The organism is Pelosinus sp. UFO1 (assembly GCF_000725345.1).
GTDB lineage: Bacteria > Bacillota > Negativicutes > DSM-13327 > DSM-13327 > Pelosinus.
In genome coordinates this window covers 2,470,371-2,487,317 of the sequence record NZ_CP008852.1, presented here as the reverse complement: position 1 = coordinate 2,487,317, position 16,947 = coordinate 2,470,371, and the positions used below count along the sequence as shown (strand labels likewise).

At 38.9% G+C, this 16,947-nt stretch carries 13 protein-coding genes, 2 pseudogenes and 2 other annotated features; of the genes and pseudogenes, 11 read left to right on the top strand and 4 right to left on the bottom strand.

Annotated elements, in window-relative coordinates:
• Positions 1–31: 31 nt before the first annotated feature.
• On the bottom strand, positions 32–664 hold the full coding sequence (locus UFO1_RS11650; RefSeq protein WP_084159819.1) for a M23 family metallopeptidase: 633 nt from the start codon (positions 662–664) through the stop codon (positions 32–34).
• Between the two features lie 201 nt (positions 665–865).
• Here UFO1_RS11650 and UFO1_RS11645 point away from each other — a divergent pair, with 201 nt between their 5' ends.
• The 4 genes from UFO1_RS11645 (at position 866) to UFO1_RS11630 (ending at position 7,487) form a co-directional block, all read left to right on the top strand.
• Positions 866–1,984 (top strand): efflux RND transporter periplasmic adaptor subunit, encoded by a 1,119-nt coding sequence (locus UFO1_RS11645; RefSeq protein ID WP_051788914.1) that lies wholly within the window; start codon positions 866–868, stop codon positions 1,982–1,984.
• 158 nt (positions 1,985–2,142) lie between these two features.
• Positions 2,143–2,358: a binding site (T-box leader), on the top strand.
• A 71-nt stretch (positions 2,359–2,429) separates the two neighbouring features.
• On the top strand, positions 2,430–5,531 hold the full coding sequence (ileS, locus tag UFO1_RS11640; protein WP_038670936.1) for an isoleucine--tRNA ligase: 3,102 nt from the start codon (positions 2,430–2,432) through the stop codon (positions 5,529–5,531).
• 267 nt (positions 5,532–5,798) lie between these two features.
• Positions 5,799–6,923, top strand: coding sequence for a peptidoglycan recognition family protein (locus UFO1_RS24075; protein WP_051788913.1), 1,125 nt, complete (start codon positions 5,799–5,801; stop codon positions 6,921–6,923).
• Between the two features lie 21 nt (positions 6,924–6,944).
• The gene (locus UFO1_RS11630) at positions 6,945–7,487 is read left to right on the top strand and encodes a guanylate kinase (RefSeq protein WP_038670935.1); all 543 of its coding nucleotides are present in this window, start codon (positions 6,945–6,947) and stop codon (positions 7,485–7,487) included.
• Positions 7,488–7,957: 470 nt separating this feature from the next.
• On the opposite strand, the gene UFO1_RS25205 is transcribed toward UFO1_RS11630, so the two are convergent.
• Positions 7,958–8,104 carry a hypothetical protein gene (locus tag UFO1_RS25205; protein ID WP_158442801.1) on the bottom strand — a complete coding sequence of 49 codons (147 nt, stop codon included), beginning with the start codon at positions 8,102–8,104 and terminating at the stop codon, positions 7,958–7,960.
• 54 nt (positions 8,105–8,158) lie between these two features.
• Between UFO1_RS25205 and UFO1_RS11620 the strand changes: the two are divergent.
• The 3 genes and pseudogenes from UFO1_RS11620 (at position 8,159) to UFO1_RS11605 (ending at position 10,115) form a co-directional block, all read left to right on the top strand.
• Positions 8,159–8,526: pseudogene (locus tag UFO1_RS11620) on the top strand (single-stranded DNA-binding protein).
• A 12-nt stretch (positions 8,527–8,538) separates the two neighbouring features.
• On the top strand, positions 8,539–8,805 hold the full coding sequence (locus tag UFO1_RS11615) for a hypothetical protein (protein ID WP_038670934.1): 267 nt from the start codon (positions 8,539–8,541) through the stop codon (positions 8,803–8,805).
• A 1,121-nt stretch (positions 8,806–9,926) separates the two neighbouring features.
• The gene (locus UFO1_RS11605; RefSeq protein WP_051788912.1) at positions 9,927–10,115 is read left to right on the top strand and encodes a hypothetical protein; all 189 of its coding nucleotides are present in this window, start codon (positions 9,927–9,929) and stop codon (positions 10,113–10,115) included.
• A 717-nt stretch (positions 10,116–10,832) separates the two neighbouring features.
• Here the strand turns inward: UFO1_RS11605 and UFO1_RS11600 are convergent.
• Positions 10,833–11,597 (bottom strand): epoxyqueuosine reductase, encoded by a 765-nt coding sequence (locus tag UFO1_RS11600; RefSeq protein WP_038670931.1) that lies wholly within the window; start codon positions 11,595–11,597, stop codon positions 10,833–10,835.
• 254 nt (positions 11,598–11,851) lie between these two features.
• On the opposite strand from UFO1_RS11600, the gene UFO1_RS11595 reads away from it, so the two are divergent.
• Positions 11,852–12,022 carry a hypothetical protein gene (locus tag UFO1_RS11595; RefSeq protein WP_201771064.1) on the top strand — a complete coding sequence of 57 codons (171 nt, stop codon included), beginning with the start codon at positions 11,852–11,854 and terminating at the stop codon, positions 12,020–12,022.
• A gap of 210 nt (positions 12,023–12,232) precedes the next feature.
• Here UFO1_RS11595 and UFO1_RS25200 read toward each other — a convergent pair whose 3' ends face one another.
• Positions 12,233–12,379 (bottom strand): hypothetical protein, encoded by a 147-nt coding sequence (locus UFO1_RS25200; protein WP_158442800.1) that lies wholly within the window; start codon positions 12,377–12,379, stop codon positions 12,233–12,235.
• A gap of 491 nt (positions 12,380–12,870) precedes the next feature.
• Positions 12,871–13,098 (top strand) — a binding site (T-box leader).
• A 67-nt stretch (positions 13,099–13,165) separates the two neighbouring features.
• Here UFO1_RS25200 and UFO1_RS11590 point away from each other — a divergent pair.
• From UFO1_RS11590 to UFO1_RS11585, 3 genes and pseudogenes are all read left to right on the top strand, one after another.
• A pseudogene (locus tag UFO1_RS11590) lies at positions 13,166–14,812 on the top strand (2-isopropylmalate synthase); the annotation flags it as partial.
• 108 nt (positions 14,813–14,920) lie between these two features.
• Entirely contained in the window at positions 14,921–15,154 is a 234-nt protein-coding gene (locus UFO1_RS25750; RefSeq protein ID WP_236639431.1) for an AraC family transcriptional regulator, read from the top strand.
• A 224-nt stretch (positions 15,155–15,378) separates the two neighbouring features.
• Complete coding sequence (locus tag UFO1_RS11585; protein ID WP_038670928.1) at positions 15,379–16,797, top strand: cytosine permease; 1,419 nt, start codon at positions 15,379–15,381, stop codon at positions 16,795–16,797.
• Positions 16,798–16,947 lie beyond the last annotated feature (150 nt).

Here is a 16,947-nt window from a genome sequence, read left to right as displayed (position 1 = left end):
AGGGATGTAGCTGCTGTTTTTATTGACATTATTAATAGGATACTAGGTATTTCATTGGATCTATAGGAGTATTGTTTATACGCACTTCGTAATGGACATGGGGGCCGGTGCTTTTGCCAGTGCTGCCAGCATAGGCAATAACCTGTCCTTTCTTGACTTGTTGTCCAACATTAACAGCTAGCTGGGAGTTGTGGCCATATAGTGTTGCGATACCATTTCCGTGGTCAATTTGTACTAGATTGCCATAGCCACCAGCCGGACCACTCGCTACGACTTCGCCGTCGGCAGTTGCCACTACTGGTGCGCCCATAGTATAGGCAATATCGACACCAGGATGTAACTCATTACCGTCGCCGAATGGCGAGATTCGCCAACCAAACCCTGAAGTAATGGTTCCTCGAACAGGCCAAATAGAAGGTGTTGCAACTAAGTTAGCAGCTGGTTTAGGCGTAATCGAGGGTGGAGTTGGCAAGCTGGGAGCTGTGTACTCGGTAACTTCATTTGCTGTTGCCACCTGCGAGGTAAGCGGCAAGTGTAATTGGTAGAAGAGTATCGATATAAGTAGCATACATAGCAAGAAGATGCGCCATGGTGCTGAGAGTGTTAGCATTTTTTTGATAACAGTTGCCTTTTTTGCAGTCGGAGTTTCTATAGGATCTGTCATAACTGGGGTTCCTCCTTAAACGTAGAATTATAAGATAAAAGGTAGCTCATAGGATAATTTGTCTACCATTTTACATTATAGCGGAAATCGAGATATTTTGCCTGCCTAAATTAAAAAATCTGCTAAAAATAACAACTTGACGCCACTTACGAAACATGAGAACATAGTAACGGCTAAGTTTTCATAATGGAGATGACAAATATGCAGATATCTATACAGCAATTTCGTGAGTCGAGGAAGGCAATCATAGTACTGATTGTTGTTTTAGCCATCGCAACGACTTTTTTTTTACAACGTACGAGTCAGCGGACGCCAGTGAGTGTCACCGTTACTCAAGTCAGTACTGTTAGTAAACCACTACACATTGAGCGTGCCGGATTGGTAGTGCATGCGACGATGGTTCCTGTTTACACTGAAGGGGTAGGCCGTGTTAATGATGTCTACGTTACAGCAGGTCAGGTAGTGAAAGCAGGTCAGCCGCTAATTAAACTAGACATCACTGGCGGGGATAGTAAGGTTATGGTCGCGTCTAACTCTACGTCAGTAGAAGTCTCTTCGGTTTCGAAGGATATATATGAAAAGGCATTAAATGAATACAATCGGTATAAAAAACTCTATGAACAAGGTGCTATTGCCCGTAAACAGTTGGAAACTGCGGAAGGGCGTCTACAGGCGGCTCAGGCAGGCATGCAGGGTTCGCAAGAAGGTATGATAGTACCTGAAAGACCGGTTACTACTGTCGTGAACGGCCCGGTTACGATTCAGTCACCAATTGATGGAACGATTACTGGAAGCGTGGTAGCCGCCGGCAGTACGGTTACGGAAGGGCAAGAACTTATGTCGCTTGGCAGTGGGCAAGATGTAGAGATTGTCGTGCCGCTGGAACAAAGTGAGTTATATTTTATCCAGCTCGGTTCAAAAGCAGTTATCGAGGTAGCGGGACAGCAACTGGCGGGGCAAGTTTCCGGCATTTATCCCGAAGTTAAAGATAAACAGATTGCGTCTTTTATGGCGCATATAAAACTAATCCAGCCGCCAGGGGATATGTTACCACTGGGAATGTCTATTACCGTGCGCATTGCTACTGGACAAGAGGTCGGTACGATAGCGATTCCGGCCCAAGCCGTGCTACGTGACGCAGAAGGACAATATTTTATTTTCTTTGACATTGAAGGAAAGGCAATTCGTCAACAGGTTACAGTCGGTGAAGTAATTGGAGATTTGTTGGAAGTTACATCAGCTATACCACAAGGTAGTCTGGTAATAACAACTCTTATCGATCAGCTTAAAAATGGGGATACTATTACTGTTCTAGAATAAAACAGCATATAAAGTCCTGTACTACTTAGGATAAGTAGTGCAGGACTTTTGGGTTATATCCAGAGCAAGAGAAGAAGGATATGAAGGAATATCTTTTGTTCATCCATTGACAATATAAAAAGCAGGGCGTATACTGTTGGTAAATTAATAGAAGTATTTAAAAAGCGATGATCGGGAAGAGTATTCATGATTTTACATACACAGAGAGTAGGGATTGCTGAGAACCTATGATGATAATCTGAAGAAAATCACCTGAGAGCTGATGGCTGAAATTAGAGTAAGTCAATCCGTATTTCTGCGTTAAAGGATAAGGTATGCTAGTACCTGAATGGTTGTTAAAGGTGGTATAACGAATGTAAAACTTCGTCCTGGACAGGATGAAGTTTTTTTATTTTTAGTGAAGGGATAGAATGGTGAAGGCTATCGAGTAAAAGGAGTTTTTAACATGTATAAAAAAGTTGATTCCAAGAATAATTTTGTAGCAATGGAAAAATCCGTTCTTGAACAATGGAAAGAGAAAGATATTATAAAAAGAAATTTTCAAATGAATGAAGGTAGTGAATATTTTACCTTTTACGACGGCCCTCCTACAGCCAATGGTGCACCTCATATTGGTCATGTCGTTACTCGAGTGATTAAAGATCTTATCCCTCGTTATAAAGTTATGAAAGGATATCATGTTTTACGCAAAGCGGGTTGGGATACGCACGGTCTGCCTGTTGAACTTGAGGTAGAGAAAGCTCTTGGTATATCTGGAAAACCGCAAATTGAAAAATATGGTGTGGAAAACTTTATAAAAAAGTGCAAAGATAGCGTATTTACCTATGCAACCCAGTGGAAGGATATGTCCGAACGGGTAGCTTACTGGATTGATATGGATAATCCTTATGTTACCTATCAAAATGAATATATTGAATCGGTATGGTGGTCATTGAAACAGCTCTGGGATAAAGACTTGTTATATAAAGGTCATAAAATTGTTCCTTACTGTCCGCGCTGCGGGACCGCTCTATCATCTCATGAGGTTGCCCAAGGCTATAAAGATGTGAAGGATAGCTCTGCTTACGTTAAATTTAAACTAAAGGGTAAAGATACCTATATTCTAGTATGGACGACAACACCATGGACCTTGCCAAGTAATGTAGCTCTTGCAGTGAATCGAAAATATGATTATGTGGAAATCATCAATCAGGAAGAGCATTTGATCATTGCCCAAGATTTGCTTAGCAGGATTGATGGTGAGTATGAGGTAGTAAGAGCCTTTAAAGGAGAAGAGCTTCTTGAGCAGGAGTACGAACCAATGTTCTCTTTTGTCACTCCTGAGAAAAAAGCCTATTATATTGTTCATGGTGATTTTGTAACTCTTAGTGATGGTTCAGGTGTGGTTCACATAGCACCTGCTTATGGAGAAGATGATAATCGGGTAGGGCAGAAATATGATCTGCCGTTGATAAATTTGGTTGATGTGCAGGGGAATTTTGTGAAAGAGGTCATCCCCTGGCAGGGGATGTTTGTTAAAAAAGCAGATGAAAAAATCATTGAAGTTATGAAGGAAAAAAATATCCTTTATAAAACAGAGAAATATCTTCATTCGTACCCATTCTGCTGGCGCTGTGACACACCTCTTTTATATTATCCGAGGGATTCTTGGTTCGTAAAGATGTCCTCCTTACGAGACAATCTCTTAGAAAATAATGATAAAATCAATTGGTATCCTGATAATATTAAGAAAGGTCGATTTGGTAATTTCCTGGATAATGTGATTGATTGGGGACTAAGTCGGGAACGTTATTGGGGCACCCCTTTACCAATTTGGGAATGCGAATGCGGGCATAGGGAATGCATCGGAAGCCTTGCCGAACTAAAGGAAAAGGCAATCCAAGTGCCGGGAGATATTGAGCTTCACAAGCCCTACATTGATAAGGTATCACTACAATGTCCTAAGTGTGTAAAAAAAATGCAAAGAGTTAGCGAGGTAATTGATTGCTGGTATGATTCCGGCTCCATGCCCTTTGCTCAATATCATTATCCTTTTGAGAATAAGGAGTTGTTTGAGAAAAACTTTCCTGCCCAGTTTATATCGGAAGCGGTTGATCAGACAAGAGGATGGTTTTACACCCTTCTCGCTATATCTACTGCCATATTTGATAAGAGTCCTTTTGAAAATTGTATCGTTCTTGGGCATGTGCTCGATAAAAACGGTATTAAAATGTCAAAGCATAAAGGGAATGTCTTAAATCCTTTTACGGTTCTGGAGAATCAAGGAGCCGATGCCTTACGATGGTATTTTTATACTGCTAGTGCTCCTTGGCTGCCATCCAGGTTTTATGAAGATGCGGTGATTGAAGCCCAACGTAAATTTTTAAATACTTTATGGAATATATATTCTTTCTACGTGTTGTATGCACAGATCGATCAGTTTGATCCGACTACGTATCATGGGAGACAAAGTAGCCATGTCATGGATAAGTGGATTATCTCTAAGCTTAATACCATGATTTATAAGGTTGGGGAAGATCTGGATGCTTATGATATAACTGGAGCAGCAGAGCTTATCGGAGAATTTACTGATGAGTTGTCAAACTGGTATGTGAGGAGAAATAGAACCAGATATTGGGTTATGGAGATGACAGATGATAAGATCGATGCGTATCTTACCTTACACACTGTGCTGAAAAATCTAGTAATCGTGGCTGCTCCTTTCGTTCCTTTTATAACAGAAGAGATTTATCAAAACCTTGTAGTAGGTCGTGATGTAAAAGCACCGGAGAGTGTGCATCTGTGCAGGTGGCCTGAATATGATGAAAAGCTTGTCGATAGGCAGCTGGAAAAAGAAATGGAGCTAACTTACAAGATTTGTGGTCTAGGAAGAAGTGCGAGAAATGTGGCCAATATTAAAAATAGGCAGCCTCTTTCCAAAATGTTACTAAGTACTAAGACACTACCTGATTATTATATTGATATTATTAAAGAAGAACTAAATATAAAATGCGTAGAAGTGAACGCTAATATGTCTGATTATGTAAGTTATATCGTAAAACCCAATTCGCCAGTGTTAGGGAAAACTCATGGTAAGTTTATACCAGCCATCAGAAAAGCTATTTCGGAGATGGATCAGATGGCGTTAGCGTTGAAAATTTCAAATAACGAGGCCATTACAGTAGAAATTGATGGTACTCTCATAGAGTTTAACTCTACCAATTTGTTGGTAACGATGAATGGACTCGAAGGTTTCGCCTTTGCTGGAGAAGGTGATGTTGGTGTTGTTCTTGATACCCATATCTCTGAAAGTCTGAAAGTTGAAGGATATGCTAGAGAAATCATTAGCAAAATCCAAAATATGAGAAAAGATAGTTCTTTTGAAGTAATGGATAAGATTAAAATCTATATGACGGGAAATGTCTGTCTTCAAGACGTTGTGATTCAATACAAGGACTATATTATGAGTGAAACCCTGGCGGTGGAAATTGTGTTTGATGAAGTAAGAGAGTATACAGATGTATTAATTAATAGTGAACCATTGAAGTTAACGGTTGCAATTCAATAGGATTGAACAGTTTTAAAAAGCAACCAATACCACTCATGGAGAAAGTGTGAGTCGTATTGGTTGCTTTTGTGTATCTGAATTTATAATTTACTAATAGTCAGATAGAAAAAAAGTACATTTTACTTGCAGGGGAAGAAGGTGTTTAAGGCTAATAAGGAAGAGAAGTATCTTTTAGTCAGTAATACGGATCTGCTAACATAGGTTTAACCATACAATAAGTTAGAAAAATCAAATTGCAATATACAAATTTTTTAAGGAGATGATATTGTGATTATTAAACAAATACGATTATTCGAGCAGCCCTGCTTGATATTTTTTCTTGCCTGTGTATTGACCTTTACTCTAACATCCAGTGCTTCTGCTGAAATTGGAAATAGCAAAAGCCAAATTGAGCAAAGGTACGGTGATTATTCTTTAGTCCAAGATGGGTTTAATCGGATCTGGACACAAAGTGAATGGAAATCTACGTTAAATAGTAGTGCTAAGGCCTATGGTTACATGACCATAGTGGGAGAGATGAATGCAACGGTTTGGATTGAATATAATGCACAAAATCGAGTTGTAAAAGAAACTCAAATAATGGATGGTAACATTAAGATTAGGGACTTTCAAAACTGTTTTGGCGAACTGTACACCGACATTATTGCAGCAGATAGCACTGTATTCGTGAATAGTACTTTTCCAGAATTAAGGGTGATTGTTCGAAAATCGGATAACAAATATAACTTAATTCGTTTTTTCATAGATAACTTAAAAGCCAATGCAAAAATAAATATGCATTCAAAAATCCACGGTTTTGAAATTACAGAGATTGCTCCTGGTGATGCCAAAAATTATCTTAAGAAGAGTCGGTTCAATCGAATAGCGTCAAATCTTAATGCACAACAATCAAGCCGAGATGATAATTGGCTAAAAACGGATAATTATTTTCAACCGGAGCTTTTCTTTTCTGAAAATTTGTTGCCGCGGAAGAAAACAGATATGATAGTAATTCACCATACTGCTATAGAAGATATGTCAGTATCTGATATCCACGAGTTACATTTAAAAAAAGGTTGGGCAGGTATTGCCTATCATAAAGTGATTCTGCCTGATGGTACTGTCGAGAATGGCCGTCCGGAAAATTTAATAGGAGCTCATGCTCTGGGAGCTAATCCACGTAGCATCGGTATCGTATTAGTCGGTAATTTTGAGAGTAAGTCCCCTACTGTTGTACAGATGGATGCTCTAGTGAAATTAACCCTCGAACTAATGCGAAAATACCATATTCCATTAGAGAATATCATGCCACATAGAGAAGTGACCCAGGGAACGACATGCCCAGGAGTATTTTTTCCATGGCAAGAGTTTATTCAGAGGATTAAACTAAATACTAGTGAGACCTTAATGTAATTAATAAAAACAGAGGTTATTATGATTAATATTGTTGCTTTTATTGGCCCTAGTGGAGTTGGGAAAACTACACTGCAACGGTCTTTAGGATTAAATCCAATTATTACTTGGACCTCACGATTACCACGAAAGGGGGAGAAAAGTGGGGTTGAGTATCACTTTGCCACTAGAGATGAAATAATGCAAATGCATCGTGATGGAAAATTATTAGAATACACAGAGTATAAAGGAAATCTATATGCTACGTCATTAGAGTCAATTCGTAGGCTGATAGAATTTGGGGAAATTGGTTCAATCGTTGTTGATTGTAATGGCGCTTTGAAATTAAAAAGTACATATTCGGCTAATACTTTGTTTTTAGGTGTTTTTGCAACATTAGAAGAATGTATTACTCGGCTTTCTTCAAGAGGTGAAAATGATGACATGAGACTTTTGACTTATCACGAAGAAATAAACGTAATGCAACATTTAGCTGACATTACAATTAATAACTCTCAATCAAATTGGGATAGGCAAGTGAATACAATACAACTAATTTTAAAAGGATTACAGCATTTCGAATAATCCACTTACAAGCAATTTGTGTAAAATGATAGGTTTTCTAATTCTATAAATAAGGAGGGCAGTGAATGTAACCAGCTGACCTCCTTACTTGTATATTCACAAATTTTCTCCAAAAGGCGAGGGGTTATGTTGGATGAGTTTATCTATGGTTATTAATTCGGTGAAACAAGTTGTTATTTGGTTTATGGTTAACACTGTGAAGCCTATCTAGGAAGCATTTGCATCGGAGAAGTTCTTTTAACCTGAGGATGCGATTATGGAACTGATGGTCGTTTAATCCAGAGTTTTTATTTATTGATAAAACGCAAATCATTCCACCATAGAGTATAAAAGGGGTAATAAAGGATAAGGCTGTTAGTACCTCATCTAAAATGACAAAATCCATTAATTATTTACCTCCAAAAAAATCAAGATAGAACATCTTATGCTGGAGCAATAAAATAATTCCTATTAAATTTCTGGGGGGAATATTATAACTCAGAAAAAAGAGCAGCTTGGGCTGCTCTTTCATTATCATAATCCGATCTGCAAACCTCTTCATCAAACAACAGCTGCCACGCAAACTCATTAGCCTCGCGCTCAAAGTGGCCAGGGGAGAAGAAGGTATGTTCAATCATGAAATAGTGAGCCCCAACCTTTATGGAGTAGGGTAGGTGCTACTTCATGAACACATGTTTGCCGTTGAAGATGAAGTAAGATATACGCAGACAGGTAAAAATATAACCACATTCAACGTAGCTATAAATACTGGCTTTGGTGAGAATAAGCACATTGACTTTGTGTCTGTTATTTCCTGGGAAAAACTGGCAGAAACATTTGGTAATAATCTGACTAAGGGACGTCGTATCTTGGTAGAAGGACGCTTACAAATTCGCGATTACGAGAAAGATGGGCAGAAAAGTAGGACGCTGACGTAGTAGCTCAGAACGTTGAGTTCTTGGATAATAAGCAGATCACCACTCAAGCACCTAGCACAAGCGGATATGATATGAGCTCCTTTGGTACTGAGGTGTTTCCTGAAGAGGAGATTCCAATTTAGGGAGGGATGGTTATGTGGCCATGTGTATATTGTGGTCGGTTAACGAGTGACGTGGAGAATGTCTGCTCTCATTGTCAGCGGCGCAAGGAAAAGAACGGTGCAGTTAGCCCAGAGTTACGTAGCCAGAAGGAGAAGGCTATCAAGATGGCTTTGCAATATCAGAAACCATTTCGTGTAATTAAAAATCAGCGTGGCGAGATGTTAGTTTTTCCAGTTTCGGTACCAGTGCAGGAAGGTACTTTGGTGCTATATGAGACGGAGGTTGAGGTAGAAGTATGAAATGTGAACATGCGAATCGTAGAAAGGCTTTTTAAATAACATTGATTTTAAAAGGATAAAGATTCCTACAAAATTGATTGGCTAGGCATAAAAAAACAAGACCAGCACCGTTGGTGGTCTTGTTTCATGAAGGAGTTACAGGCTCTGCTTTTACAGTCACCTGTAGGGAGATACAATGTGTACACAGCACTATTATTGCCGCCTATGGCAATAATTATACTTGGAAGGAGTCGATAAGATCCTGATGAGACAATTTATTTCAGTTTTGATCCTAATTTCAATGCAATACACAGTAAACACTGGTGACACTCTGCAATTAATTTTTGAGCAGTATTGTCCTTTGGCAAGTGGCTGAGTTCTGTGAGGGGTTTCGGGAGCTGAATTACGATATGATAGGAGAAAATGATGTATGGGCGGGACTGAGGATTGTAATTAACCTGTGGAAATAGATATATTATTAAAGATAAAGAAAATAGCCCTCCTAAGGAGAGCTTAATGACCTTGAAATATCTTGCAGATTAACCATATAATCACGACAGTTGCTACCGGAGTAACCATGAGCAGGATTGAATTTTGGATGAATTCAATAACCAATATAATCTCCCCCTGTACCCATTCTATTCATAGCGGTCACCGCACAGAACACTAGGATAAGCATCATATGAAGATGGTAGGAGAGAGGTTATATTGGGTAGGTAAGAATAGTACAAGACCAGCTAGATTCCCTCAAGTTTGGGAATGTAGATTTTATAATCCGACGGTGAAGTCACCCGAGTCGATATACGTCAAAGTGTTCGGCCGGAGAAAAAAGAATAATTGGCTGATCGGAGAACGGAAGCCGGCACTACCTGATTGCCAGGAGTGTCGGCATTTTATTTTGTGGATTTAGCTGAGGAAATGAATACTCTTCTAAATGGTGAATTTAAGGTATCTCCTGCATCATTTATAATCCTTAAAGCAGCTTTAACTAGTGACCAGTTATATAAGTCAGCTATGGATAGCAACTTATTACCATCCGAATAGGGAGGTTTTTATTATGACCAAATAGTTGGAGCCTTTTTCACTTAATTTACATATTATATATAGAATAACTTGTAAAAGAGGTGAAGAAATGAACGATTTTGATTGTGATTGTAAAAAGTGCCATAAGTGTCATCATGATTGGCATGAGTGTGAATGCGAGTGCAATGGGTGGGAGTGCCCTAAATGCCATCATAAATGTCACAAAGATTGGCATAAGTGCCCCAAGTGTCATCATGATTGGCATCATGACTGTTGTGACTCTTGTGACTCTTGTGACTGTTGATTGATAGCATTGTACGCCTAAAAGAATTAAAATATATCATTAAGCATCCTTCGGGGGGCTTTTATTATGCCTAAAATAACTTACCTTTGGAATACCTTTAGAACACCTTTGGATAAATATTGATATTGCTGGCTTTGTGTATATAAAAGGTAATAGGTAGGTAAGTGAGATTGATTAAAGAAGCACCCTCGCGGGTGCTTCTTTCTTTATAAAAAATAAACCACGTTTTGATTGAACGTGGTTGCAAGAGAAAAATGTGGGATTGGTTTAGAAGAAATCAAAAATTATCAGAGCAAGAAAAAAGTAAAATAATGATGATAATTATAAAAATAATCCACGCACCATTATTACCGAATTCCATAAGAATCCCTCCAATGATAATTTAGTTTCTCTAATCTATTTTATGCAAACTCAACATAGGAGGTGTCGAAAATGAAATGCTTTTCAGACTGCGCGTGCAATCAAGAGAACGAATGCATGAGGGATACATACCATACTAATTCAGCACGTTGTAAACTTAGAACCATACCAAAACAACATAAGAAGAAACGGGGGTGATTTCACATTAAACGAGGTGAAGAAATGACCAAGCGACTTAACGTTGAGGCCCGTGGCATAACAGTATATTGTGCCTTTGATGATTTAGTAGATACAACAATGCTGACCTAAATACACGCAATCAAACCAACATCCGTAAATTATCCTAATACTACATTTGTTCTTATGGCAATTTGCTAGTTGGATTGATAAAAGAGCATGGAAGATTTACTAGGCACTTTCCACAAACATCAGCATGACCCAATTCCTTGAAAACTTCGGCATTAACTAAACACATTTCATGACAGGTGAATCGCTTAAAAGCTGTCTCAGTTAATGCGCTCGTTACACACCGATCAACACATTTTTTGCAACGGCCATTATATTTATATAAACAATTTTCTCGATTTGATCTTAGAGTGGGGAGAAGTTCTAGATCAGTTACAATACTACCGATACGTCCACAGCACCCCTTTTCAGTAATTAGCATATTATTTAAGCCGAAATTACCTAGACCGGCAATAAAGGCAACATGGCGTTGTGACCAGTCACTGATCAGTTTTTCTTTATCAAAATTATGTATTCCTGGAATGGCGCAGTAGCCTTGTTCATTCAGTTTATTTTGAACAAAATTGTTAAGGTCTAGGATAAGATTATTGGTTTCGATATAAGCTAAAGCCCATTCACGAGAAGATTGAACTCCTTCTATATTGCTTATTACTGTATTTTTAACAAACGGTATAAAGTATGAAATAACAGATTGTGCATTTTTCAAAAAGTCTGTTGGCAATGCATGGTTTGGGCCTACTACTTCTTTTAGCGTATTAAAGAGACTGTCGTCGGCAGAAGCAAAAGAAATTATAGGGCCTTGCCAAACAGTCGATGTTTGTTTCAGTTCCGAATAAGTATTTATATAACTAACTATTAAATCCCTTATATAGTTTTCCATACAATTCACTCCTACACATATAATTATTCATAAGAATATAGACTTTTTACCAAATGGTCAAGTCAAGGACTTGGACGAGATTAAAGATTTATAGACAAAGGACGGATGTGCTAACATCCGTCCTGCCCTGGGCACTCCCAGCAGGAGATAGTAGGCTACACTGTGGCCTACTATCTCCTAACCATTTTATACCATGGCGAGGGTGATGACAACAAAAAACGAACGAATGTTCGATGGATAAAAAAAGCCTGTTAATGCAACACGAAGCAATCCATATTGAAGGAATTACAGAATCAAAATCCAAGTATCGTAAGCTTGTCCAAGCAGGCATCGTCAAGTGGATCAGTGATTTTCAAAAAGGCAACATTGAGATTAACAGTGTAGATGATTTAAAGAAGCTAATAGAGCTTGATATTGAACTTTAGAAGGATGATTTCTGATGGAGGTGGGTGATTGGTCACTACTTTTATTCGAGTGATAGTGCCTAATCCGGCATGTCATTAAAAGGCTATTTAAGCAAAATTAAATTCTCCGTTTGACCTGATACGCAGAACTATATCATTGGTAATGGCGAAAAAATAGAACTCCTGTCAAATTTTATTAATTAGACAGGAGTTCTGGGTTTTTGAGTAGGATTAGTCCATAAATTCTTTCATTAACATTTTAGCACCAAACCAAACCATAGCACCTGCTACAACAACTTTGGCGGTGGTTGGTATGTCCATGTCAGGCATCATGTCCATATTCATCATCTTACGCATCGCTCTTTTAGTGTGATACATAAATATGATCACCTCCTCAAGAATAGTTTGCACCTATTATCTTCCTAAAAAACGATGTAAGATTAACCAGAAAACAGGGCGTACACCTATCTTATACTGCAACACGGCGAAAAATTAAGAAAAAGATGTGCCTGGACGGTTTTATATTCATTTTCGCTCCCAATAGTATCAGAAGTACTAACTTATGACCCCATTCTAGACGGCGCTCTGTCTGAGTCATGATTGAGTTATTCTGGAATTTGATTTATTACTAGATGAGAGATATTAAAAAACGAAATATTTATAATAAGTCAAGCCGTTCTTCCAAGCTTAACATTCTTAAAAAAAACTTGCCCTTCTTTCGCTTTATTTTATGATTAGCACAAATAATTAAATAAGATCAAGAAAACTGATTAAATTTATCACTACGCAATGTGGAAGATATATGGTACTATCCAATTAGGGATTAGAAGTGAATTACATTATTGGATAATTTAATAATTTATTCCATATGAAAGGCAATGAAAAGGAATAGTATCCACAAATTGATTGCAGAAAGCTGTTGGATGATGCGAAACAGTATAAGAAATGTGGTGAACTCGCCTTGGAGCTTCTGGCTGAAATATAGTAGGTCATGACGGAAGTCCTCCGTTATCGGGATAGGCATTAGTAGTGCCGATGAGCGTATGTTGATCATGAAATAGAGTGGTACCGCGAGAGCTTTGTCTTTCGTCTCTATAATTCGTTGTTATGGATTATAGGACGGAAGATTTTTTTATGTGCATGCGGTGAAAGAAGGAGGATATTATGAAGAATTTTGAAAAATATGAAAGGGCATATTTTATGCCACCCCAAGTATCTTATGACTGGGTTAGGAAAGATCATATCGATAAGCCCCCAATCTGGTGCAGCGTTGATTTAAGAGACGGAAATCAAGCACTTATCGAACCAATGAGCTTGGAGGAAAAAATAGATTTTTTTCAGATGCTGGTGGACATTGGGTTCAAGGAAATTGAGGTGGGTTTCCCAGCGGCATCAGACACAGAATATAATTTCTTAAGGGCATTAATAGAGAGAAACATGATACCTGAAGATGTAACCATTCAAGTACTAACACAAGCCCGGGAACATATTATAAAAAAAACATTTGAAGCTGTTAAGGGCGCACCCCACGCTGTAATTCATTTGTATAATTCAACATCTGTTGCTCAGAGGGAGCAGGTGTTTAGAAAGAGTAAGGAAGAAATCAAGCAGATTGCTGTTGGTGGAGCAGAATTATTAAAGAAATTGGCAGAAGAGACAACTGGTAATTTTTCATTTCAGTACAGCCCAGAGAGTTTTCCTGGAACAGAAGTGGATTATGCACTAGAAATATGTAATGCGGTACTTGATGTATGGAAACCCACTCCTGATAAAAAAGCAATTATTAATCTGCCAACAACGGTAGAAAATGCAATGCCCCACGTATTTGCAAGTCAAGTGGAGTTTATGAGTAAGAATTTGAAATACAGGGATTCTGTTATTTTGTGTTTGCATCCTCACAATGATAGGGGCTGCGGTGTTTGTGATGCCGAACTGGGAATGCTTGCGGGCGCTGATCGAATTGAAGGAACCTTATTTGGAAACGGAGAGAGAACAGGAAATGTTGATATTATTACATTGGCAATGAACCTGTATTCACATGGTGTTGATCCTAAACTTGACTTTAGCAATATGCCAGAAATATGCCAGAAATATGAAAATTTAACTCGAATGCAAGTGCATGTTCGCCAACCATATGCAGGCGAACTAGTATTTACCGCTTTCTCTGGGTCCCATCAAGATGCAATTGCTAAGGGGATGAATTACAGAACAGAAAAGAAAACTGATACATGGTCAGTTCCGTACCTTCCTATTGACCCTAAGGATGTTGGGAGGGAATATGATTCAGATGTCATCAGAATTAATAGTCAGTCAGGGAAAGGTGGTATTGGTTACATACTGGAAGGAAATTATGGACTGTCCATTCCTGCTAAGATGAAAGAAGATGTGGGTTACACAGTTAAAGGTGTTTCTGATAGGGAACATAAAGAATTATCACCGCAGTGGGTATATCACATATTTGAAAACAAATATGTGAATAATACTCCATATTTCCACATAGAAGAATTTCGTTTTAAACAAATAGATGGCATTATAGCACAAGTTATCATAAATCATAACGGAAAGGTTAGAACGATTGTAGGAAATGGAAATGGGCGATTGGATGCTGTCAGCAATGCCATTAAACAATATTTTGACATCCATTATGAATTAGCCATTTATGAAGAACATGCACTTTCAAAGGGTTCATCCTCCAAGGCGGTTTCCTATGTTGGAGTTAGCAGCAACAACAAATTATTCTGGGGTGTTGGGATTGATGACGACATTATTACATCTTCGATTAATGCCCTTGTAGTAGCTGTCAATCAATTAGACGAAATACAGGCGGAAGATAAATGCAGGGATGAAAGAATTAATGAAATCATAAATTACATCCAAACGAATTACTTGACTGTTACGTTAGAGGAGCTTTCAAAACAGATGCATCTGTCGGTTCCCTATCTATCGAAATATATCAAAGAAAAATCTGGGGGAACATTTGGTGAAATCGTTAGAAATGTACGGATGAAAAAGGCTTGTACTCTTTTGAATAATGGAAGTATGACAGTTGAAAAGATTGCTGATAGCGTAGGTTATCAGAACGTGGAACATTTCAATCGATTATTTAAGAAAAAATATGGAATGACGCCAGTTCAGTTTCGCAACAAGAAGTAGGCATAGTAATGCTGACTGCAATAGTCAGTCTTGACTTGTTCGTTCAATTGAGCTATTTATCGTAAAAAAATTCGCCGTTTGACCTGATACGCAGAACCGGTGAAAAACTAAAAAAGACACAGCTTATCCATTAATGGAGCAGAGCTGTGTTTTTTTTGTTATCGTAATCATATTTTTTACATATTGTATTGTAATGATTGATAGTTTATAAAAAAGGAGTGGAAATGGTGGACCAAGCAAAAGAAAGTTTGATTGAAATACGTTCTATTGACATGATTCCTGATCATGAAAGACATGGCACTCCATTTAGTCAGTTCACACTCTGGTTCGGCGCAAATATGCAGATTACTTCTGTGGTGGACGGCGCCTTGGCTGTAGTCTTTGGAGCTGACGCTCTTTGGGCTTTCATCGGACTACTCATCGGTAATATCATGGGAGGTGCTGTAATGGCCCTTCATTCTGCGCAAGGACCGCGCTTGGGTTTACCACAGATGATCTCCAGTCGCGCTCAGTTTGGCGTTATCGGTGCTATTATACCCCTTGTTTTAGTTGTAATTATGTACCTCGGTTTCGCTTCAACCGGCACAGTACTTTCCGGGCAGGCTGTAAACGGCATCCTTGGCGTCGAAACTCCAGCGGTAGGTATAATAATCTTCGGAAGCCTCACAGCGTTGCTGTCGATTCTTGGGTACAAATATATCCATGCTCTAGGTAGGATCGCTACCATTACGGGTATCCTCGGCTTCACCTATCTTACGGTCATGGCATTCACCAAATTTCCTGTAGCTTCTTTATTTGGAGTTAAACCTTTCGAATTGACAACCTTCTTGTTGGCCGTTTCCCTCTCAGCAGGCTGGCAACTCACCTTCGGTCCTTACGTGGCAGACTACAGCCGTTATCTGCCACGCAGCACTCCTCAGTCGGTCACATTCTGGAATACCTTTATGGGAAGCGTCATTGGCACCCAATGGGCGATGACTCTCGGCGTCATCATTAGCGCCGCCAGCCTTGCGGGGTACGGCGGTAGTTTCCTGAAAAATCAGGTGGGTTATTTAGGTGAACTAGGTGGAATCGGAATTGTTTCCGCCTTGATCTACATGGTCATAGTCATCGGCAAATTAACAGTCAATACGCTTAATGCCTATGGTTCTTTCATGTCCATGCTGACAATTACTACAGCTCTTAATGGTAAAAAGAGTGCTACGACAACTCAACGGACTTTGTTCATTCTGGGAATGATTATAGCGTCGGTCTTTATTGCTATCTTTGCCAGCAAAGACTTTCTCAATCTTTTCAAGAACTTCGTCTTGGTACTGCTCATGGTTTTCACACCGTGGAGTGTTATTAATCTCGTTGATTTTTATTGGATCTCAAAGGAAAAAATTGATGTGCCGGCCTTATATGATCCTAATGGACGTTACGGCAAATGGAACGTACCTGCCATTATCTCCTATTTTATCGGTGTACTGATACAAATCCCCTTTCTAGCTCAAGCCATGTACACAGGCCCCATTACTAAGATGCTAGGAGGTACTGATATTTCCTGGATTGTTGGATTAATCGCAACTGCTCTCATATATTATCCATGGGCAATACGTTTCAATGTAGCCCCTGCGGATATGATTTACCCTGAAGAATCTTGATAGTTGCAGAAAAGAAGGGAGACCGATTAAATTAACTATGTACTTAAACGGGGGTGCTCGTTTTCTGAGTCCCCCGTTTCTTTCTAAGCTACGAGCTCATGATGAAGGATAATTTCCGGTGCGTCTTTACCATTAAAGGTTTTTGCCTAC